Here is a 23174-nt window from a genome sequence, read left to right as displayed (position 1 = left end):
AGTGCTTAAGACTATAGACGCAGCTCTTTATCGCGATGAAATAAAGGCATTCTCATGGATAAGCCAGATGAAGTCGTATCAGTCACTCAAGTCACCCATCATTATAAGCAGCAGTTAGCTCTGGCTGACATATCACTGAGTATCGAAAAAGGGTCTATCGCAGGTTTAATTGGTCCTGATGGTGTCGGTAAGTCAACATTATTAAGTTTAATTGCTGGAGTAAAAAAGATTCAACACGGTGAAGTGCATTTATTTTCACAAAATATCAAGCTTAATCATGTTAGAAATCAGTTATGTCACCGTATAGCCTATATGCCACAGGGGCTTGGTAAAAACCTTTATGCCACACTATCTGTGTATGAAAACTTACGCTTTTTTAGCCAGCTTTTTGGACAAAATCACCAGCAACGCAGACAACATATTGAGGAATTATTGGCCGCTACTGGCTTAGCGCCTTTTGCCAAACGTCCCGCAGGCAAATTATCTGGCGGTATGAAGCAAAAACTTGGGCTTTGCTGTGCCCTGATCCATGATCCCGATTTACTCATTTTAGATGAGCCTACAACGGGTGTTGATCCTTTATCACGTTTACAATTTTGGGAGTTAATTAAACGAATAAAAGCTCGAACGCCTGATATGACCATCCTTGTTGCAACAGCCTATATGGAAGAAGCAGAGCGCTATGACTCGCTCGCAGCACTCTATAATGGCAAAATTTTAGCAACAGGTAGCCCTAAAGCACTCTGCCAACAAACCCTCACAAAAAATCTGGATGAAGCCTTTAAAGCATTACAACCAGAGCACACCCAACAAGCTAATTTAAGCATTCCACCTTATCAACAGAACAGCAAACCAGTTGCAATTGAAGCTAGCCAGTTAACAAAACGTTTTGGCGATTTTACGGCTGTTGATCAGGTTAATTTTCGCATATACCAAGGCGAAATTTTTGGTTTTCTTGGTTCTAATGGTTGTGGAAAAACCACCACAATGAAAATGCTAACAGGCTTATTACCACCAACTGAAGGCAAAGCTACGTTATTTGGCGAACCAATGAATAGCAGAAGTCTTTCGCACCGCAAAAACATTGGCTTTATGTCACAGAACTTTTCTCTTTACCAAGAACTTACGGTTAAACAAAACTTATTATTACATGCTCGCTTATTTCAGTTATCCCATGACGAAACGAATCGCCGAATACATGAATTACTTTCGCGTATGTCATTAGCAAATGTGGCTGATGAACTGACTGTAGATTTACCACTAGGTATTAAACAACGTTTGTCGTTGGCTGTTGCCATCATTCATCGCCCAAAAATTCTGATTCTTGATGAGCCAACCTCTGGTGTTGACCCAATCGCCAGAGACCAGTTTTGGCAGTTATTGGCAGAGCTATCACGAAAGGAAAATGTCACCATTTTTATTTCAACTCATTTTATGAATGAGGCTGAACGTTGTGATAGAATTTCACTGATGCATGCCGGAAAAGTTTTAGCTGCTGGTACAACAGAGAAACTTGTTAGTGAAAAGCAAGCTTCTAATTTAGAAGCTGCATTTATCCAATATCTACAGGAAAGTGAACAGACAGAAGCGGATCAAAAAACTCAACTTTCAATATCAAGTCGTGATACTGATAGCAAACAGTCTCCACCTACGCTAAAAAAGCACTCACAAGCCTCACTGTTATCCTGGCAACGCTTATGGGCCTATGCTCAACGTGAAACCATGGAAATTCAGCGTGACCCTATTCGTTTCTTATTTGCATTATTAGGCCCCATTTTTTTATTGGTTGTGATGGGATACGGAATATCTATGGATGTAAACCATATGAAGTATGCCGTATTAGATCACGATCAAACACAATACAGCCGTCACTATCTAGAAGCATTTGAAGGGTCTAAGTATTTTCAACAGCAACTGGTGGTAGGCAATAACCAGCAAGCTGAACATGCGCTTACTAAGGGTGAAATTGAGCTGGTGATTGAGATTCCCCCCCAATTTGGACGACAAATACTTAAGAAAGAATCTCCTGAAGTGGGAATATGGATTGATGGAGCAATGCCCTTTCGGGCAGAAACAATTCGCGGTTATGTGCAAGGTGTTCATCAAAATTACCTGCAACAATTAAGTAAAACCAGTGCCCGTCAAACATATCACCAATTAAAGATTGAGCCTCGTTTTCGTTATAACCAAAGCATTGAAAGTATATATGCCATTGTGCCTGGTGTTATGGCAACGCTCCTGACTTTTATTCCTGCCATGCTTATGGCTGTTGCAGTAGTGCGTGAAAAAGAGTTAGGCTCTATTACAAATTACTATGCTACCCCCACTACACGTCTCGAGTTTTTATGGGGGAAACAACTGCCTTACATTTCACTTTCATTTATTAATTTTATATCACTGTTTCTTGTGACTTGGCTGTTTTTCGGTGTTCCTGTTAAGGGCAGTTTCTGGTTATTAGTTATTGGTTCTGGTCTATATGTTGTAGCAACGACCGCTTTAGGTTTACTCATTTCCACATTCACCACGACCCAAGTTGCCGCTTTATTTGGTACTTTGATTATCACCATCATTCCATCAATTAATTTTTCAGGTTTAATAAGTCCTGTTGCATCGCTTTCAGGAGGTGCTTCAGTGATGTCAACCTATTTCCCTGCCGCTTATTATTTAAATATTACAGTAGGCGTTTTTACTAAAGCCGCCACTTGGGCTGATCTCAAACCAAATTTTCTCGCAATTATTGGCTTCTTTATTGTGTTCACGTTACTTAGTGCATTATTTTTACCTAAACAGGAACATTAATATGAAGTTTCTACAGTCTATTTTTTGGCTGGGGTTAAAAGAAATAGCCAGCTTACGTCAAGACAAAGTTATGCTTTTTCTCATGACATTCGCGTTTACTGTTTTTATTTACGTTCCTGCCAAAGAAACAGGGTTAGAAATGCGTAATGCAGCTATAGCTGTCGTAGATGAAGATAATTCGCCGCTGTCTCGTCAATTATATACTTCTCTTCTCCCTCCTTACTTTCAAAAACCACATATTATTCAATTTAATGAAATTGACAAAAATATGAGCCAAGGTATTTATACCTTTGTCTTACTCATTCCCAGCAAGTTTTCCCAAAATATATCTCATGGGAATGAAGCGAACATTCAAGTTTATATTGATGCAACCGCGATGAGCCAAGCCGTCATCGGTTTAGATTATATTAATCAAATAATAACGAGTGAAGTAACGCAATTTTTTAATCACGAAGTCTCAGCGCAAGATCTCATAAACTTGAATATTCGAGTTAGATTCAACGAAAACTTATATAGCAGTTGGTTTATGTCAGTGAACCAGTTTATTAATGTTATTGGCATGCTTGCTATCGTTCTAACAGGTGCAGCGTTAATTAGAGAAAGAGAGCATGGTACTATTGAACACCTACTGGTAATGCCTTTAACGCCAGCAGAAATTATGCTTGCTAAAATTTGGTCTAATGGACTAGTCATTGTTTTAGCATCACTTCTATCGTTGAAGCTGATTATTGGTGAAGCTTTATCTATTCCTATTCGAGGTGAAATAGGGCTATTTATCATTGGTACATGTAGTTACTTGTTTGCTGTAACCTCATTAGGTATTTTCTTGGGTACAGTCGCAAACTCAATGCCTCAACTTGGGCTACTGTTTCTACCCATAGTTGTTGTTATGAATGTGTTATCCGGAGGAATCACACCTTTAGATAATATGCCTTTTGCTATTCAATACCTTATGAAGGTTTTTCCATCAACCCACTTTGTTGAGTTCAGTAGCGCGGTATTATTTCGTCAAGCAGACTTAACCGTTGTTTGGGGGTCCTTACTCACGATTATTGTTATTGGCATAATTTTCTTTTCAGTATCACTACAACGGTTACGAAAAACCGTTGGTAAAAATTTGTCCTAAATTTAATTTACTATTTTCCACTTTATTACATTATAAATACATAATATACGAATAGATTAGTTTTTATTTTTGAAAAGTTTCAACTTACTTACAAATAGGCACATACATAAGAATAATATTTATTTAAAGAAATATTAACATTCAACTGCTAATTTCCTTTTCCGTCACCAAGCAAAATGACAATAATAAAGGAAAATGTATGTCAGCCCTAAACCGTCGAAAGTTTATTGGCCTAATGAGTGCTGGATTAGCTTCACCTTATATAATTAGTTCCAGTCAAGCAAAAAGTCTACCGCCTAATTTAATTACTAACAATAATGATTATCCATTGCCTGACAATGGGCTTATAAATATCAATAAAGCAAACAAAATTTTCCCACAATCTATTGCTTCAGGAGACCCAACTAACAGTGGTGTCATTCTTTGGACAAGAGTCAACCCAGCAGAGTACAATGAATATGAGCCTATAGTCTTTCAGGTTTGTCTTGATAATCGTTGCGAATCTCTGTATTTACAAGGTGAAGTACATCCTGAACAATTAAACTCTTTATTAGATTATACTGTAAAAATTGATCTGGATGGACAGCTTGCACCCAACCAAACTTATTATTATCGTTTTATTTATAAAAATACCTCAAGTAAAATCGGTCGATGTCGAACAACATCATCAGACCATAGTATTCAAAAAAGCCTAAAAATAGCTGTCTTAACCTGCCAGGATTTTACAAACGGTTATTATGGTGTATATAACTTTATTGCAAAAGACAGTTCAATTGATTTTGTTGTGCACTTAGGTGACTTTATTTACGAAAGTACTGGAGATAAAAGCTTTCAAGCCAATAAATACGAAGACAGGAAAATTAAGTTACCTAGCAAGGCAGGTTATGCGTCTAGCTTAGATGATTACCGACATATATATCGTAGGTATCGACAAGATGATAATTTAACAACCTGCTTAGAAGCTCATACCTGGATAATGACCAGTGATGACCATGAAACGGCGAATGACTGTTATTGGGATTATTCTCGAGATACATTAGGTGCACCTGATCACCCATTTACTAAAGACAGTGAGTTTGGTAATAATATAGATTTATTACGCTCACTTAAATTATCAGCACAGCAAGCTTGGTTTGAGTACACACCCACTCGCGCAACACTCACTTATGATAAAACCCATCCTCACCAATTCTTACGTATTTATCGTCATTTCACATTTGGTGACCTAGTCACTATTAACATGTTAGATACACGCTCCTACCGCACAGCGCCACCTTGTGGAAATAATCGAATATTCGAACGCTATTTTCCAATAGGCTGCACTGATCAGTATGATGCTGAAAATTCTATGTTGGGTTACCAACAAAAAGAATGGCTATTTAATAATTTAAGTAGTTCTAAAACAGTATGGAATGTTTTAGGGAACCAAACTTATATGGGGCGATTAGCTGCAACATTATTAGGCCAGGAATTAGCCTTGCTTACTGTTGACTCATGGGATGGCTTTCAATATGAACGCCGCCAATTAGCTGAGTTTGTTCGAAATTATAATGTTGATAATTTTGTTGTACTCACGGGTGATTTGCATTGTAACATATCCTCCTACTTAAAGGTTGATTATGAAAAATCACTTAATACAGGGTTAGATAATAATTTAATAGGCGTTGAGTTCATGGCACCTTCTGTCACATCAACAACCTTTTTAGACGGAATAGAACAACATCTTAAGTACGATGTTAAAAAGCCTGAGTTGCTTCGCTTATTTAGTGAAGGTGCTGTCCGTATCAATAACCCACATATTAAAACCTTTAATGCGAATGATCATGGTTATGCCACACTGGAGTTTTTCCGTGATCACTGTGAGTGGGTAGTTTACGGCGTTAGCAAAGAAAGCACAGGCAATGGACTCACTAAACGACCTATATCCCATGTACATAAGTATACTGAACTACCTTGGTTGTTTAAAAAATCCACTCGAAATGTCAGCTAACTTAACTTGTAGCTGTTATTTCGATACAAAAAAAGGCTGTAATCAACAGCCTTTTTTGTTTTTTAGAACATTTTCATTCTATAGGTCTAATACCAATGCCATGCCGAATTTTTTGTAAAAATGGTTTCGCTTCAGCACGCGCTTTTTCTGCCCCAGCTTTTAACACTGTTTCAACATACTGTGGGTCATCCATAAGAGCCTCATAGCGCTCTCTTGGCCCTTGTAACTGTTCATTGAGGTATTCAAATAACGCTTGCTTAAGCTCCCCCCAACCCGCACCGTTATAGTACTGCTGACGCTTTTCTTCAACTTCACTGGGTGCTGCAAATGCAGAAAAGATCTGAAACAACGTACAGGTGTCTGGATCTTTTGGTTCGCCAGGCTCAAGACAGTTTGTTTTAATTTTCATTATCAGCTTACGCAGCTTTTTCTCAGGAGCAAAAAGAGGAATAATATTATCGTAGCTTTTACTCATTTTTCGCCCATCAAGCCCATTTAATACGGCCGTATTTTCATCTACAACCGCTTCAGGCAAGGCAAATTTCAACTTATAATGGTGATTCATACGAGCGGCTATGTCCCGCGCCATTTCTAAATGTTGAATCTGGTCTCTACCAACAGGTACTCTGTGTGCATTAAACATCAAAATATCTGCAGCCATTAGCACAGGATAAGAGAATAACCCCATTGTTATTCCTTTATCAGGATCAGCTTCTTCATCATCAATATTTTGTTGAACAGCGGCTTTATAAGCATGTGCTCTGTTCATCAGCCCCTTGGCTGTCATACAGTTCAAGATCCAACACAGCTCAGTAATTTCAGGAATATCAGACTGTCGATAAAAAGTGACTCGATCAACATCAAGACCTAGTGCCAGCCAGGTAGCCGCAATCTCTCGGGTAGATTGATGAACTCTGATTGGATCTCGAGTTTTAATAATTGAATGATAATCCGCTAAGAAGAAAAATGACTCGACATTTTCTTTACGGCTATCTTCTATAGCAGGACGAATCGCTCCCACATAATTACCTAAATGCGGTGTCCCTGAGGTCGTAATACCAGTTAAAACACGGGTCTTTTTCATAACATATTCTTTTTGCTGAAACCTGCTGGAAATAGATCTTTTATTCAGGCAGAGAATTATACCTAAACTGAAAAAGATATATGAGGCCTACAATGAAAACTCGTAGATTTTAAGAAATGTAAGTGGCCTCAAGGCCACCAAAAGAAAGGGATTTTAATCATTATTTGTGTGTGATAGGTAGTTTCCACAATCAATTGGGTACATGTACGAATTTGTTGTTTGACTTGATAATCTATACTTATACCCAGTTAAGTTACTCGCTTGACTCCTAATTGGTACACTTTCATTGCCCTGATCCCCTCCAAATCGGTCAGGGCTTCTTTTTTTTTAGATTCGCGAACTATAACGCCAATTCTCTGGCAGGTCTAGTCTTTTTTCTTCCTCAAAACAAACCTATCAACTAACAATACCTATAACTATTTGTAAAATAACGCTATTTTAGTCAAATGCATAGCAACATTAGCAAGCATTTCAGAAGCTCACTTTACCTTAATATATTGATTAACTTCACAAAAGTGATGAAGCTGATCAGTATCAGCTTCATAAAATTGAGCGATCAAACTCCCATGCACCTTCACTAAAGCAAGCAATTGCAGGTCGTTGTAACTGCTGTACCTGGCCAGTATCATTTATTAACTCAACAGTGATACTGTAATTACGACAGTTAAGCCCTTCACTGTTTTGATACTTACTTCCAGCAGTAAATCCCATTGTCCCTAGTGTCTCATTTTTCCACTGACGATACTCGCCATCCTTGAAGCTATTAAAGGCATCTTGAATGCTTTGTTCTTCCAATTTTGATATTGCCGCTAAATCCAGCTCGCTGTCATAACTCCACAGCGTCCATTTAACAATGTGTGTACGATCGAAGCTCCAGATATCTCGTACCTGATTTACGGCTTCAGGTTGGTTTGTTACTGTCTCAGCATCATCTTTAGGCTTTACTTGAGTGCCAGTCTGACAACCTGCCAACAACACTGTAATGACAGCAGTATAGATGGCATAACTCAGTTTCATAGCATTGATTCCCCAAACATGGTCATATTATCCAACACTTTTTCCACCCATCATTTTTCAAACTTTTGCATCACTTGGGTGTATACCCTTCACTTCAGGTATATCTAAAAAAAGCAAAGGTACTAAAAACGTAGACCACAAATTACATAGTTTGTCACAAAGCAACAGCTTAAGCTCGACCATAGCCGACAATCAAGTGTAAATGAGGAAGAGGACAACCCCTAAGCGTATTTTTATCAAAAAAACTGAGTCTTAAACAGGCTACTTTTCGCTCAGATTAAACATGGACAAGTAGCCTTTCGAAGTGAGTCTGCCTAACGAACCGCCAAGCGCTTTTTATCTCATTAACATCAGCTAAGTAAGCTCAATTAAGCTACGCTCTTCTTCAGCTTCTTTTGGGGGACAGTGGAAGCTGCTGTGTACTTTGTCATCTCGAATTGATTCTAAATGAACATCGAAACCCCACAAATTATGTACATGTTTCAGCATTTCAGCGGTTGTTTTTCCTAGAGGACGATGATCATGCTGATAATGCCTTAACGTTAAAGAGCGGTCACCTCTCACATTCACATTGTAAACCTGGATATTGGGTTCGCGATTACCAATATTATACTGCGATGCCAAAGCTTCACGAACTAAACGATATCCCTCATCATCGTGAATAGCTGAAACTTCAAGGTAAGGTAGATTCTCATCATCAGTAATGGAAAATAACTTTAAATCACGCATAATTTTCGGTGATAAAAACTGCAAAATAAAACTTTCGTCTTTGAAGTTTTCCATGGCAAACTTCAATGTTTCTAACCAACTTGACCCAGCAATATCTGGAAACCAACGCTTATCTTCTTCAGTTGGATCTACACAAATACGCTTTATATCCATCATCATATTGAAGCCCAGTGTATATGGGTTAATACCGCTATAACGTGGATCATCGAAAGCTGGCTGGAAGACAACATTAGAATGAGAATGCAGCATCTCCATGATAAAACCATCTGTTACTAGACCTTCATCATAAAGATGATTGAGTAACGTATAATGCCAAAAACATGCCCATCCTTCATTCATTACTTGTGTTTGTCGCTGAGGATAAAAATACTGTGCAATTTTACGCACAATACGGATCATTTCCCGCTGCCACGTTTCCAACAAAGGTGCATTTTTTTCGAAAAAATACAAAATATTTTCTTCAGGATCTTCTGGAAATTTCTTTTCTTCAATATCTTTATCTTTATCTAAATTCTTGGGAATCGTATTCCATAACTCATTAATTTGTCTTTGACGATATTCTTCACGTTCAATTTGTCGTGCTTTTTCTTCTTCTGTTGAAATTGGAGCAGGCCTTTTATAGCGATTAACCCCATAATTCATCAACGCATGACATGAATCTAATAGATCCTCTACTGCATCTATACCGTATTTTTCCTCACATTGAGCTATATAATTTTTTGCGAAAAGCAGATAGTCAACGATTGATGTTGCATCGGTCCAGGTTTTAAATAAATAGTTACCCTTAAAAAATGAGTTGTGACCATAACAGGCATGGGCAATAACCAATGCTTGCATAGTCATAGTATTCTCTTCCATTAAATAGGCAATACATGGACTTGAATTTATGACTATCTCATAAGCCAGCCCCATATGACCGCGACGATAATTTTGTAGGGTATGTAAAAAATGCTTACCAAATGTCCAGTGCGAGTACATGAGTGGCATGCCTGTTGAAGCATAAGCATCCATCATTTGCTCAGAGCTAATGATCTCAATTTGATTTGGGTAAGTGTCCAAACCATAGTGCTCAGCAACCCTGCCAATTTCTTTGTCATACCGCTCAACTTGTTCAAACGTCCACTCTGACCCCGTAGAAATAGGCTGCTTTTTTTTCATGCTTCCTTCCTTTCAAATAATCGACGGAAAACGGGATAAATATCACTTACCGTCTTAATTTGCTGCATAGCAAACGTTTCGTGAAAGGCTTCATAAACTGCTTCATACTCTCGCCATAAATTTTGGTGATGTCTGTCAGTTATTTCTACATAGGCGAAATACTGTACCAGAGGCATAATTCCATTAACGAGAATGTTACTACATATACTTGAATCACCCTCCCAATTATCACCATCAGAGGCTTGGGCAATATAAATATTCCATTGTGCAGGAGAATAACGTTCTCTAATGATATCTCTTGATAATTCCAGTGCACTGGAAACAATGGTACCGCCCGTTTCTCTTGAGTAAAAAAAGTCATTCTCATCAACTTCTTTTGCGGATGTATGATGTCGTATAAATACCACTTCAATTTCTTTGTATGTTCTGCACAAAAATAAATACAACAATATAAAAAAGCGTTTAGCGATATCTTTTATTTCCTGCGTCATTGATCCAGAAACATCCATTACACAAAACATAACGGCTTTAGTGCTAGGTACTGGTGTTTTAATGAAGTTATTATACTTCAAATCAAATTCATCAATAAAAGGCAAACGTTTCAGCTTTGCATTAAGCTCTTTAATTCGATCTCGTAAAAACTCAACACGCTCTTGATCTGCTTCCTCTGGGCTTACTTCCATTTCTCTCAGTTCACGCTTTAACTGCCTAATTTCTCTCCGCTCGGAACCACTGAGCGCTATCCGCCTTGCGTGGGCACTACGCAAAGAACGAATAATATTTAACTTTTCTGGTGTACCCTTACTTGAAAAACCTGCAAGTCTGAATTTGTATGCAATCGTTTCTTTTAATTGTTTCTTGACTAAATTGGGTAGTTCGAGGTCTTCGAACATATATTCAAGAAATTCTTCATGATTGATCTGAAAGGTGAATTCATCCATACCTTCACCTTGATTACTCGCTTTACCGCTTCCTGGACCTTGACCAGCGCCAGCTTCCGGACGTCTAATCTTGTCACCCCTAATAAATTCTTTATTGCCAGGATGAACAATATTATTAAAACCACCACGACCATGTTGAAAGTTTGGCTCTGACAGATCTTTATTCGGAATGGTAATCTGGCTACCGCTTTCAATATCAGTAATACTGCGTTTGTTAACAGCATCAGCTACTGCACGTTTGATATGCTTTTTGTAACGCCTTAGAAAGCGTTGTCGGTTTACCGTACTTTTATTTTTACCATTTAAACGTCTGTCAATAATATGAGTCATGGTGGCACCCGTAATGGTCTAATTTTATTGTGATTTCCTTACGCGGATATACCATTCACACAGTAGCCTTACTTGCTTCTCAGTATAACCACGCTCAATCATCCGTTTAACGAACTCACCATGTTTCCGTTGATCATCATTTGATGCTTTCGCATTGAAAGAAATAACAGGTAATAAATCTTCTGTATTTGAGAACATCTTTTTCTCAATAACAGTACGCATTTTTTCATAGCTAAGCCACGAAGGATTTTTACCTTTGTTATTTGCTCTAGCACGAAGTACAAAGTTAACGATTTCATTCCGGAAATCTTTTGGATTTGCAATACTAGCTGGTTTCTCAATTTTCTCTAATTCATCATTGATCGCAGCCCTATCTAAGATATCTCCTGTTTCAGGATCACGATACTCTTGGTCCTGAATCCAGAAATCAGCATAAGTCACATAACGGTCGAAGATATTTTGACCGTACTCACTATAAGACTCGAGGTACGCTGTCTGAATTTCTTTACTTAAGAAATCAATATACTTAGGTGCAAGGAACTCTTTAATAAAGCGTAAATAGCGTTCATGCACTTCTGGCGGATATTGCTGTTGTTCAATTTGCTGCTCTAAAACATACAGCAAATGTACAGGGTTCGCTGCAATTTCACTGGGGTCAAAGTTGAAGACTTTTGACAGAATTTTAAATGCAAAACGTGTTGATAGGCCTTCCATACCCTCATCAACGCCCGCTGAATCTTTATACTCTTGCAGTGACTTTGCATTAGGGTCTGTGTCTTTTAGGTTTTGTCCATCATAAACACGCATTTTTGAAAAAATATTGGAATTTTCTGGCTCTTTTAAACGGGAAAGTACTGAAAACTGAGCCAACATCCTTAGCGTATCAGGCGCACAAGGTGCTTCACGAAGTGAACTGTGTAATAATAATTTTTCGTAAATCTTGATTTCTTCAGTAACACGCAAACAATAAGGCACTTTAACAATGTACACCCGGTCAATAAATGCCTCATTCGTCTTGTTATTTTTAAAGCTCTGCCATTCTGATTCATTTGAGTGAGCAAGGATAACTCCTTCAAAAGGAATACTACCCATACCTTCTGTACTATTGTAATTTCCCTCTTGGGTTGCAGTGAGTAATGGGTGAAGCACTTTTATAGGTGCTTTAAACATTTCCACAAACTCTAACAGACCTTGATTAGATCGACATAATCCACCCGAGAAACTATAGGCGTCAGGATCATTTTGTGCGTATTCTTCTAACTGTCGTATATCAACTTTACCAACAAGACTAGAAATGTCTTGGTTGTTTTCATCACCAGGTTCTGTTTTTGCGATCGCAATTTGGTGAGCAAGAGAAGGGTAAAGCCGTATTACTCTAAATTTAGAAATATCTCCCCCATATTCTTTCAAACGTTTAACAGCCCATGGAGACATGATGCCTTTAATATAACGCTTTGGAATACCATATTCTTCTTCTAATATTTGTCCATCTTCATCAGGATTAAATAATCCCAAAGGTGATTCAAAAACAGGAGAACCTTTTATGGCATAAAAAGGTACTTTTTCCATTAAACGTTTGAGTTTTTCTGCAAGTGATGACTTACCACCACCTACCGGACCTAATAGATATAAAATCTGTTTCTTCTCTTCTAAGCCTTGTGCTGCATGTTTAAAGTAAGAAACTATTTGCTCAATAGATTCTTCCATGCCATAAAACTCTCTAAAGGCGGGGTATTTTTTTATTAACTTATTAGAAAAAATTCGACTCAAGCGTGAATCAAATGACGTATCAACTAATTCAGGCTCACCAATTGCATTTAACATACGTTCGGCAGCATTTGCATACGCCATAGGATCTTTTTTACATAGTTCGAGATATTCATGTAATGAGATCTCTTCCTGCTGGGTATTGATATACCTGCTTTTTACAGTATCAAAAATATCCATTGCACTCACCCACTGAAACCCTACTGATTAGAAATGACCTAGCTTCTCAACCCGTTAGACTAGTTTTTTAAGGAAATGTTGTTCTTAAATTAAGTATATATGTTTTTCGATTTTTCAGGACTCAAGATGCATTTTTATTGCATGCAGAAATCGCGCCGCCTCTCCCCCGGTAACTGCGCGGTGATCGAATGTTAAGGAAAGGGGTATAATTTTATGAATACTAACTTGATCGGCTACAACAACAGGCTCACGCCGAATTTTACCTGTTCCCAAAATACACACGGTTGGGGGAACAACTATTGGACTTGCATATCGTCCTGCAATGGTGCCAAAGTTGCTAAGAGTTAGTGTAGCACCTTGTAGCTCTGATGGAGGGATTGTTCTCGCTTTCACATCAGCACGTAATCTATTTAGTCCTTCTCGTAAGTCCTCTCGGCTTCGACCTGTAATATTCCTTAACACAGGTACAAAAAGCCCTTTTTCAGTATCTACCGCTACCCCTAAATCAATATGCTTATGCAGTAATCGTGTCATCCGTGCCCCATCAAACCAAACATTCAAGCCTGGTTCAGCCTCACATGCATGACCAATCGCAAAAACCAAGCGAATAGTGATATCTTCCTTTTCTTGCCAATGTTCGATGTCAGCGTCGTCAAAAATAGTGACAGGTACTACTTCCTGATCAGCTTTGGCCATATTAATAGCCATCTGCCGCCTTACGCCTCGAACAGGCTCGCCACCAATTGCAGTCGAAGCTGCCGCCGCTTCAACATCAGCGGTCAGGATTTGTTGATTAGGTCCCGTGCCAGTTACTTGACGTAAATCCACCCCCATTTTTTTGGCAAGTGCACGGATGGCTGGTGCAGCTCTTGGTGTTTGCTCAGATCGGGACTCTGGTGGTGCCCCAATATAAAACTGTTCTTCCTCTTCTTGGTCACTTGCCTGTTCTATTTTGCCAACAACGGTTCCTGTGTCATCCTCTTCTACATTAGCAAATTCAACCAAAGGCTCCCCGGTATGAACCACATCCCCTTCTTTGGCAAATAGCTTGGCGATTTGTCCCGACTGTGGAGAAGGTACCTCAACGATAGCTTTTGCTGTTTCTACTGATACAAGTGGCTGATCCTCCTCAACTGTATCACCAGGCTTAACATGCCAGGTTACAATCTCAGCTTCAGGAATGCCTTCTCCTAAATCTGGTAGTTTAAAAAATTTCATGCTTGCTCCATGCTTTGTTCAACAGCAGAAATAATGCGCTCAGTAGTCGGAATGTAATGTTTTTCCATTTGGTAGTAAGGCATTGTGACGTCATAACCTGTTACCCGTTTGACAGGGGCTAACAAGTCAAAAAATGCTTGTTCATGCAGTTGAGCCACAATCTCAGCCCCCACCCCAAAACTTCTAGCTGCTTCATGAATAACAACACAGCGGCCTGTTTTTTTAACTGAGTAAAGAATGGTGTCGATATCTAAAGGCTTGATACAGGCAACATCAATCACCTCTGCCGAAATATCCCTTTCAGCTAAGCGTTTTGCAGCTTGCATAGTCTCCAATATAGAAGCCCCCCAGCTCACTAAGGTCACATCCGTTCCCTGCCGCAGGGTAAAGCACGTGTCTAGAGGTAAAGACTTACCATCATCAGGCACAGCTTGCTTAGTGGCTCTGTATATTCGCTTTGGCTCCATGAAAATTATAGGATCTGGATTTTCTACTGCAGATAACAGTAAGCCATAAGCTCGTCGTGGCGAAGAGGGAATCACCACCCTTAAACCAGGAATATGGGCAAACAATGCCTCTGTGCTCTCCGAGTGATGCTCTGGCGCATGAATTCCACCACCAAAGGGTACACGCACAACCATAGGACATGTTATTCGACCACGGGTACGATTACGCATTCTGGCCGCATGAGATACCAGTTGCTCCATCGCTGCATAGATAAAACCAAGAAACTGGATTTCAGCGACAGGCTTTAATCCTTGCGATGCCATTCCAATACTTACGCCTGCAATCAATGCTTCAGCCAAAGGGGTATCCATAACACGCTTGATACCAAAACGTTCCCTTAGACCAACCGTTGCGCGAAATACGCCTCCATTCACCGCAACATCCTCTCCTAACACCACCACATTTTCATCTTTACTCATAGCATAGTGGAGTGCCTGATTTACAGCTTCTACCAGCGTAATTCGATTCTGCTCAGTCATTGCTAACCCCTCTGCCCTGCTTTTTCTTGTAATTGGTTTGCCATATCAGCTTCACTAAGCTGCTCTGCTAAGCCAGCAGGGAGTTCTTCATAGTGATAAAGAAAAAGATCATTTATGGACTGTTGCGGGGTTTGTAAATACTCATCAACGGCTTGCTGAACCTGGTCAGCGGCTTGAGCCTGCAAACGTTGCTCTTTACTTTCATCCCAATCCCCTCGTTGATGAAGGTAATGTTGCAGCCGCTTAATTGGTTCTCGTTGCCAGGCATCTCTTAACTCTTCATTTGTTCTATATCGAGTTGCATCATCTGCAGTAGTATGGTCACCGAGTCTATAGCTTATTGCCTCTATGACTGTAGCACCTTTATGTAATCTAGCTCGCTGCAAAGCCTCAGATACTATCTCATGCAGTGCAATGACATCATTACCATCCACTTGCAAAGCTGGAATACCTGCACCAATTCCTTTTTGAGCTAGTGTAGGTGCACCACATTGAATTGTTCGGGGAACGGATATGGCCCACTGGTTGTTATTAATAAGAAAGACCACAGGTAGCTGCCATACACCCGCTAAATTGATGGCTTCGAGAAAATCACCTTTTGAAGTAGCGCCATCGCCACAAGTACAAAGCACAGCACGCTGCTCGCCACGGATCTTAATTGCTGCAGCAACACCTGTAGCATGGGAAACTTGTGTAGCAATGGGAACACAGTAAGGTAAGTCCTTACCTACATCAGGGTTCGCACTTCCACGCTCATCACCGCCCCAATATCGATAAACATCGGCCTGTTTCATGCCACGCATAACCATCGCCGTATGATCACGGTAATAGGGCACAAAGACATCGTCTTTATTAAGCACAGAACCAATAACCACGTTAATGGCTTCCTGGCCCAATATTGAAGGATAAGTACCTAGCTTACCGGTACGTTGTAAGCTGATTGCCTTTTGGTCTGCATGACGAGCCATCACCATTTCACGATAGTAGCGAAGCAGCAGGTTAGACTGTTCTGCCCACTTAGGTATTGGCTGTGTTAACTCACCTTTCTCATTCAAGTACTGCACATATTCAATGGCACATGCCGGGTTTCGCTTCATAAGCCAGCCCTCTTGTTATATAAAAAGCCAACGATCTGTGGATAACTGACCATCGACTATCATCCCAATAAACTAATGGGTAAATTGCTATTGGGACAAACCATATTAATTGTTAATAACCGCGTTAAAATTATTTGATTTTAACTTCATAAGAAGAACTAAATTTATCGCCAGTTAAAATAACCAAGTTTAGTAACTCCTTACTATCTATAAAGCAAGCTAGAAACATATATACTTTAAAGCCTCATACCTAGAGACGTTGTAACCATCTCCATGGCTAATTCCTTACGTAATAAATAAAATAAATAATAAAGAAATGTTAATTCTATATTGCTATTTTTTACTAGACGCTTAATGCTTTAGATTATTTTTTGGAAAGAATGTTTGATTAAGGATAGATTTTTGAAAAGAAAAAGTTAAAGTTAAATTTTGGTGAACTATTTTTATAATACTAATGACAGGATTTTCATCTTATGGCTCTAACGCACTCCCAAAGACATCGTCGAGAAGGACACCCCGTCACCGTCGAGAATGCTGATACTGGAGAGTATTTGGGTAGAATTCTAGACTTAAACATTGATCATTTTATGGTTTTGACCGATCATCAACTTCAGCCAAAGCAAACCATAAACTTGATTCTCCACATGCCTGAGCCAACTCTCTCGCACGATACAGTCTGCCTAAAGGCGGAATGTTTATGGTGCCAAAACTCTAATTTTTCCAGTAAGTTTGGCGCAAGCTTCCATATTGAACAAATTGATGATCAAAACTCGGAAACACTGGATAGTTATATCAATGGTCATTAGCCCAAATACTTACATCTATTACCCCATACATTTTGTATGGTTTTATTAATATCACCTCTCTTTTAATTTTGAACGTTTTAACCCTTTCCTGTCACTTAAGCATCATAAACAGGTATTATTAAAGTTTCTTTTACTTCTTCCATAACAATATAGCTTTTTGACTCTCTTACTCCAGGCAGCTTTAATAAAATATCTCCGAGTAATTTCCGATAAGATGCCATTTCTGAAATTCTCGCTTTTATTAAATAGTCATAGTCTCCAGATACTAAATGACATTCCAAAACATGAGGTAGTTTGACTACCGCTCGTCGAAACTCATCAAAAATATCTGCTGACTTAGAATAAAGGCTAATCTCAACAAAAACCAACAACCCTGCTTGTAGCAACTGAGGATTAACCTTTGCAGCATACCCTTGAATAAAGCCCTCTCTTTCTAAGCGCTTCACCCTCTCCATACAAGGTGTGGTACTTAAGCCAACTTGTTCAGCCAAATCAACATAAGAAATACGACCATCTTGTTGTAAAATTTTAAGTATTTTTCTATCAATGCGATCGATTTGTCTTGTTGTTTCTTTCTTGTTACGCATTCTATTTAAACTTTTCAGTCAACGGGAAGGAGACATTTGCTTCCACAATTAATATTCTCACTCGGCTAAATAATGTCTCCCTCCATTAAATGGCTCAGAAGACTTCATTACTGAGCGTTATTATACTCACAACAATGGGTAATACCTGGTGTTTGTTTGATATATTAAAACGAGTGATAGCAATAATGACACATTTATATTGACTAACCTTTAGCATAGGGTTCCCTCTCAACACAAAACGGATTAATGTATTGACTTTAACCTGTAAAACAGTGAAGTAGCATGACTCGCCCAATCCGCGCCACCATTGATCTCAATGCCTTACAGGCTAATTATCTTTATGCTAAGCAAATGTCAGCCACTAACGCCCAAGCGCTTGCAGTCATTAAGGCTGATGCTTATGGACATGGCGCAATTGCATCAGCAAAGGCACTGGATGCGGAAGCTGACGGCTTTGCAGTCGCCAGCGTTGAAGAAGCGCTTCAACTGCGACATGCAAATATAAAAAGCCCTATTGTCCTGCTCGAAGGTTTCTTTTCGGCCGAAGAACTTGAGGCAATTAGTCATTTCAATCTACAGCCATTGATCCACTCCCGGCAGCAAATTGAAGTTCTACATAAACACCCGCAAGACAAAATGCTCACCGTATGGCTGAAACTTGATTCAGGTATGCATCGTTTAGGATTTTCTCCAGAGCAGTTCATTACAGCTTATACAGAGCTAACACAGCTGCCATACATTAAAAGCATTATTTGTACATCACATTTTGCCTGTGCTGATGAACCTGATCATCCTATGAATAAAAAGCAACTCGACCGTTGCGCTCAAATCATAAAAACACTAGGTAATCCACCAGCCAGCCTTGCCAATTCCCCCGCCATACTGACTATGCCAGATAGCCACTACCAATGGTTACGACCTGGCATCATGCTGTATGGTTCATCACCTTTTGCTCACAGCCAACCCCAAGCCTCTGTACTGAAACCAGTCATGACCCTTACAGCAGAAGTCATTGCTATAAAAAGTTTGGCAGAAGGTGAAACCATTGGCTATGGTGCTTCATACCAAGTTGGTAAGTCTTTGCCTATGGGCGTTGTCAGCATCGGCTATGGCGATGGCTACCCTCGTTATATCGCAGAGGGAGCACCTGTTGTTATTAATGGTATTCGCTGCCCCATTATCGGGCGTGTTTCTATGGATATGATCACTGTAGACCTTACCAACTGCCCTCAAGCTAATATTGGCGATACCGTTGAACTATGGGGCAATCAATTATCCGTTAATGAGATCGCAGCATATGCCAATACAATCAGCTATGAGTTATTAACTAAAATTACCCAACGAGTCCCACGCCACTATATTAGATACTCAACAAGTAAGTAATATTGAATACACAACAAGTGAGTAAGGACTAAAACATAAGGGCACCTCTAAAAATATTCAGCTGGTACATTAATTAGCATGTAAAGCTATAGTGAAGCGTATCCTTTGTCATTAAATGTATCTAACCAATACAAAAGATACTGCTCGATATGGAGATCGCCGTAAAAAACCAAATCTGTAATATATACCTCATAGACGGGCACCCATATAAACCAGAAACAAGATTCTTATGAGCATACAAACTATTAACCCTTTCTCTAACGAAGTCATTGCCACTTACTCACTGCTACAACCAAGTCAACTGGAAGCAAAACTGCAGCTGGCTGAGCAGACCTTTCATATGTGGTCAAAACGAACCCTAGCCCAACGTGCCACCCCTATGCGGGCACTTTGTGAACAACTGAAACACCGTAAAAAGACGCTTGCAGCCATCATTACTGAAGAAATGGGCAAGTTACACCATGAAGCGATTGCTGAAGTAGAAAAGTGTGCCTGGGTATGCGAGCACTATGCTGAGCATGCTGAAAGTTACCTAGCGCCTCAAACAATCGCTACAGAAGCAAAGCGTAGCTATATCTGCTATCAGCCATTAGGCCCTCTATTAGCCATCATGCCCTGGAACTATCCCTTTTGGCAGGTATTTCGAGCCTTAGCGCCAAACTTAATGGCGGGTAATACACTTCTGTTAAAACATGCCTCTAATGTGCCACAGTGCTCTCAAACCATTGAGCAACTTGTGCAGGAAGCTGGATTTCCTGATGGCTGCATGCAATCACTACTTGTTAATTCAAAAACAGCCAATGAGCTGATTAAAGATCAGCGTATACGTGGTGTAACCCTAACAGGAAGTGAGTTTGCTGGACGAAGTGTGGGCTCGCTAGCAGGCCAGTACTTAAAAAAATCAGTACTTGAGCTGGGAGGCTCTGATCCGTTCATTGTCTGTGATGATGCCGATATTAAACAAGCGGTTAACGCGGCAGTGACATCTCGCTGTATGAACGCAGGTCAAACATGTATTGCGGCAAAACGTTTTTTTGTCATGCCTTCTGTAGCCGATGATTTCATTCAAGGGCTGATCGATAGAATGCAAAAACTCATGATTGGTGACCCAAGCGATGATCAAACCACATTAGCGCCGCTGGCGCGAACTGATCTAAGAAATGACCTTCACAATCAAGTACTCTGTGCACTCGACGAGGGAGCTAAAGATGTTATAGGCTGCAAAATTCCTGATCGTGATGGCAACTTCTATCTCCCTTCCCTGCTTGATAATGTCAATCCAACTATGAGTGCCTTTCAGGAAGAACTATTTGGACCGGTAGCCAGTGTCATCCGAGTAAAAAGTGCTGATGAAGCCATCCAGTTTGCCAACCAAAGTCATTATGGTTTAGGTGCAAGTATTTGGAGTAAAGATATCAATAAAGCTGAAAAGATTGCCTTTCGTATAGAAGCAGGGTCATGTTTTATTAATAGTTTTGTAAAAAGCCATTGTGCTCTACCCTTCGGCGGCATAAAAAACTCAGGCTATGGCCGAGAGCTTGGAGCTCATGGCATACAAGAATTCACCAATATTAAAACGATCTGGATTCAATAGCGTCACTTAAAGACTCGCATCATTAGAGTAGGTGTTAGCTGTCTAAAACCAGCAGGTTAAACACTAACACCTTAAACTAAAGTTAAATCTCTCGATCACTGCTAATCTCATAAATAAAGCGTGTTATGGAGATTAGCGCCTAATGATTAAAAGTGTCATCTCAGAGCTGTTTGCCAAGTCCCCATTTGGTCCTATGCAACAACATATGGACATCGTATTGTCTTGCGTTAAATTACTGGAGCCATTTTTCAAAAGTGTGATGGGGAGAGACTGGGATAAAGCTGAGAACTTCGAGCAACAGATGATTAATTTAGAGCACGAAGCCGATCTCTTAAAACGAGAAATTTTATCGCGTTTACCCTCTGGCGTTTTAACACCTGTTCCCCGAGAAATTCTGTTTAACCTTATTTATCAACAGGATGCTGCCGCGAACACAGCCGATGATATTGTCGGCCGAATAACAGCCAGACAAGTGAATATTCCCAGTGCATTACAACCTTCAATTACAAGTTTGCTTAATTTATGTATTGAAGCAGTCAAACTAACCCACCAAAGTGTTTCTGAATTAGATGAACTATTAGAGCTTGGTTTTCGAGGCAAAGAGTCAGTGCTTGTCCAAAAAATTATTGACTCACTGGAAGAGCATGAAGATAAAATTCGCTCTCAAGTAAGAAGTACACGCCGTACGACTCATAGCTTAGAGAGTGAACTTTCAGCCTTAGATGCCATTACTCTGTATCAAATGATAGACCGGTTAGACGAGTTAGCCCGTACAGCTAGAAATATCGCTATGTGCTTAGAAGTTATGTTAGTTAAGCTATAAACCTTAAAACAACTATTACCCTTGAAATGAAAACCACGTCGTTTTCATTTCAGTGTATTTATCAAACGCATGTAATGATTTATCTCGCCCTATTCCAGACTGCTTATATCCACCAAAAGGTGCCGTCATATCGCCACCAAAATAATTGTTAATCCAAATCGATCCAGCTCTTAATTGTTTTGCAACAAGATGTGCTTTATTTAAATCACGGGTCCAGATTCCTGCCGCTAATCCATATTGGCTAGCATTTGCCTGACAGATCACCTCTTTGCTGTCTGTAAATGTTATTGCTGCTAACACTGGCCCAAATATTTCGTCTTGAGCAACACGCATTTTATTTTCAACATTGCCAAGCAGTGCGGGCTGAATAAAAAAACCACCCAACTCCTGTCGTACTCTTTGACCGCCTTGTAAGAGTTCTGCACCTTCTTTTTGGCCAAGCTCAATATATTGCTGAATTTTTTTAAGTTGTTGTGCATCAACAATTGCACCCAATGTTACTTCAGGATCAAGTGGATTTCCTGGCTGCCACTTATCCATGGCCTCACTAACCAATGATAAAAACTCACTGGCGATAGACTTTTCCACAAATAATCTCGAACCTGCTGTGCATACTTCCCCTTGATTAAAGCAAATAGCACTTGCAGCAGCTTCAGCGGCATGTGTTAAGTCTAGCGCGTCAGCAAACACTATATTTGGACTTTTGCCACCCGCTTCCAACCACACTCTTTTCATATTGGACTGCCCAGCGTAAATTAATAGCTGCTTGGCTACCATAGTAGAACCAGTAAACGCTACTACATCAACATGTGGATGTAGCGCCAGTGCTTTACCCACAGTATGCCCATAACCAGGCAGCACATTAAATACTCCTGGAGGAAAATCAGCTTCAGCGACTAATTCAGCTAGTTTAAGGGCTGTAAGGGGAGACTTTTCGGAGGGTTTTAAAATAATACTATTACCAGCCGCTAATGCAGGGGCTATTTTCCAGCAAGCCATTAGTAGTGGAAAATTCCAAGGAACTATTGCAGTCACTACGCCAATAGGTTCACGCGAGATAAGACCTAACTGATTTTCTGCCGTTGGTGCAATTTCACCATATATTTTATCAATAGCTTCAGCATACCAACGAACACAATTTGCGGCAGAAGGAATATCAACCAACCGACTATCTTTTATGGGCTTACCCATATCTAGCGTTTCGAGTAGTGCTAAAGTATCAGCATTTTTATCTATTAAGTCTGCCAGCTTTAACAAACACTTTTTACGCTGTTGTGGTGATTGACGACACCAGTCTCCTTGTTGAAAAACAGTTGATGCCTGGGTTACCGCTTTATGTGCATCAGCCACATCACATAGTGCTACCTCAGTCAATAACTGGTTATTTGCGGGGTTTATACAAGAAAATGTTTGTTGGCTTTGGGAAGAAACAAATTCGCCTCCAATGAATGCTTGATTTGGAATGCGGAGTTGCTCTGCTGCCTGTTCCCATATTACTTGTGTGCCTAACTCCATCAGTTCTCTCCTTACTTTCAAAAAAATACCCCAGAAATAAAGCC

The 23174-nt window shown here is 39.8% G+C and carries 17 protein-coding genes; 7 read left to right on the top strand and 10 right to left on the bottom strand.

What is annotated here, in order from left to right:
• Positions 1–54 precede the first annotated feature (54 nt).
• The 3 genes from rbbA to KCG35_RS12750 all read left to right on the top strand — a co-directional run bounded on the left by rbbA (position 55) and on the right by KCG35_RS12750 (position 5915).
• A complete protein-coding gene (gene rbbA / locus KCG35_RS12760) occupies positions 55–2799 on the top strand; it encodes a ribosome-associated ATPase/putative transporter RbbA (protein ID WP_215820090.1) in 2745 nt (914 codons plus the stop codon).
• 1 nt (position 2800) lies between these two features.
• Positions 2801–3925, top strand: a complete 1125-nt coding sequence (locus KCG35_RS12755; protein ID WP_215820089.1) for an ABC-2 transporter permease — start codon at positions 2801–2803, stop codon at positions 3923–3925.
• A gap of 199 nt (positions 3926–4124) precedes the next feature.
• On the top strand, positions 4125–5915 hold the full coding sequence (locus KCG35_RS12750; protein ID WP_215820088.1) for an alkaline phosphatase D family protein: 1791 nt from the start codon (positions 4125–4127) through the stop codon (positions 5913–5915).
• A 73-nt stretch (positions 5916–5988) separates the two neighbouring features.
• Here the strand turns inward: KCG35_RS12750 and KCG35_RS12745 are convergent, their stop codons facing one another.
• From KCG35_RS12745 to pdhA, 8 genes are all read right to left on the bottom strand, one after another.
• Positions 5989–6999, bottom strand: coding sequence for a tryptophan--tRNA ligase (locus KCG35_RS12745; protein WP_215820087.1), 1011 nt, complete (start codon positions 6997–6999; stop codon positions 5989–5991).
• Positions 7000–7539: 540 nt separating this feature from the next.
• Positions 7540–8016: a hypothetical protein gene (locus KCG35_RS12740; RefSeq protein WP_215820086.1), complete on the bottom strand. Its 477-nt coding sequence runs from the start codon at positions 8014–8016 to the stop codon at positions 7540–7542.
• A 354-nt stretch (positions 8017–8370) separates the two neighbouring features.
• Entirely contained in the window at positions 8371–9903 is a 1533-nt protein-coding gene (locus KCG35_RS12735) for a SpoVR family protein (protein WP_215820085.1), read from the bottom strand.
• Entirely contained in the window at positions 9900–11174 is a 1275-nt protein-coding gene (locus tag KCG35_RS12730; RefSeq protein WP_215820084.1) for a YeaH/YhbH family protein, read from the bottom strand. The genes KCG35_RS12735 and KCG35_RS12730 overlap by 4 nt, the downstream gene beginning before the upstream one ends.
• Before the next feature lie 24 nt (positions 11175–11198).
• Positions 11199–13121 (bottom strand): PrkA family serine protein kinase, encoded by a 1923-nt coding sequence (locus tag KCG35_RS12725; protein ID WP_215820083.1) that lies wholly within the window; start codon positions 13119–13121, stop codon positions 11199–11201.
• Positions 13122–13235: 114 nt separating this feature from the next.
• On the bottom strand, positions 13236–14339 hold the full coding sequence (locus KCG35_RS12720; protein WP_215820082.1) for a dihydrolipoamide acetyltransferase family protein: 1104 nt from the start codon (positions 14337–14339) through the stop codon (positions 13236–13238).
• Positions 14336–15325: an alpha-ketoacid dehydrogenase subunit beta gene (locus KCG35_RS12715; protein ID WP_215820081.1), complete on the bottom strand. Its 990-nt coding sequence runs from the start codon at positions 15323–15325 to the stop codon at positions 14336–14338. Before KCG35_RS12715 ends, KCG35_RS12720 begins: the two co-directional genes overlap by 4 nt.
• 2 nt (positions 15326–15327) lie before the next feature.
• Positions 15328–16422 carry a pyruvate dehydrogenase (acetyl-transferring) E1 component subunit alpha gene (pdhA, locus tag KCG35_RS12710; protein ID WP_215820080.1) on the bottom strand — a complete coding sequence of 365 codons (1095 nt, stop codon included), beginning with the start codon at positions 16420–16422 and terminating at the stop codon, positions 15328–15330.
• A gap of 473 nt (positions 16423–16895) precedes the next feature.
• Here pdhA and KCG35_RS12705 point away from each other — a divergent pair, with 473 nt between their 5' ends.
• Positions 16896–17228 carry a PilZ domain-containing protein gene (locus tag KCG35_RS12705; RefSeq protein WP_215820079.1) on the top strand — a complete coding sequence of 111 codons (333 nt, stop codon included), beginning with the start codon at positions 16896–16898 and terminating at the stop codon, positions 17226–17228.
• A gap of 95 nt (positions 17229–17323) precedes the next feature.
• Here KCG35_RS12705 and lrp read toward each other — a convergent pair whose 3' ends face one another.
• Entirely contained in the window at positions 17324–17815 is a 492-nt protein-coding gene (gene lrp / locus KCG35_RS12700) for a leucine-responsive transcriptional regulator Lrp (RefSeq protein WP_215820078.1), read from the bottom strand.
• Between the two features lie 282 nt (positions 17816–18097).
• Here lrp and alr point away from each other — a divergent pair, with 282 nt between their 5' ends.
• The 3 genes from alr (at position 18098) to KCG35_RS12685 (ending at position 21615) form a co-directional block, all read left to right on the top strand.
• Positions 18098–19198 (top strand): alanine racemase, encoded by a 1101-nt coding sequence (gene alr / locus KCG35_RS12695; protein ID WP_215820077.1) that lies wholly within the window; start codon positions 18098–18100, stop codon positions 19196–19198.
• Positions 19199–19427: 229 nt separating this feature from the next.
• Positions 19428–20792 (top strand): NAD-dependent succinate-semialdehyde dehydrogenase, encoded by a 1365-nt coding sequence (locus KCG35_RS12690; RefSeq protein WP_215820076.1) that lies wholly within the window; start codon positions 19428–19430, stop codon positions 20790–20792.
• Positions 20793–20934: 142 nt separating this feature from the next.
• Positions 20935–21615: a TIGR00153 family protein gene (locus KCG35_RS12685; RefSeq protein ID WP_215820075.1), complete on the top strand. Its 681-nt coding sequence runs from the start codon at positions 20935–20937 to the stop codon at positions 21613–21615.
• Between the two features lie 15 nt (positions 21616–21630).
• On the opposite strand, the gene KCG35_RS12680 is transcribed toward KCG35_RS12685, so the two are convergent.
• Positions 21631–23130, bottom strand: coding sequence for an aldehyde dehydrogenase (locus tag KCG35_RS12680; protein WP_215820074.1), 1500 nt, complete (start codon positions 23128–23130; stop codon positions 21631–21633).
• Positions 23131–23174 lie beyond the last annotated feature (44 nt).

It is taken from the genome of Zooshikella harenae, assembly GCF_018837975.1.
Taxonomy (GTDB): domain Bacteria; phylum Pseudomonadota; class Gammaproteobacteria; order Pseudomonadales; family Zooshikellaceae; genus Zooshikella; species Zooshikella harenae.
The sequence above is the reverse complement of the archived record's forward strand: the minus strand, read 5'-3'. Positions and strand labels throughout refer to the sequence as shown.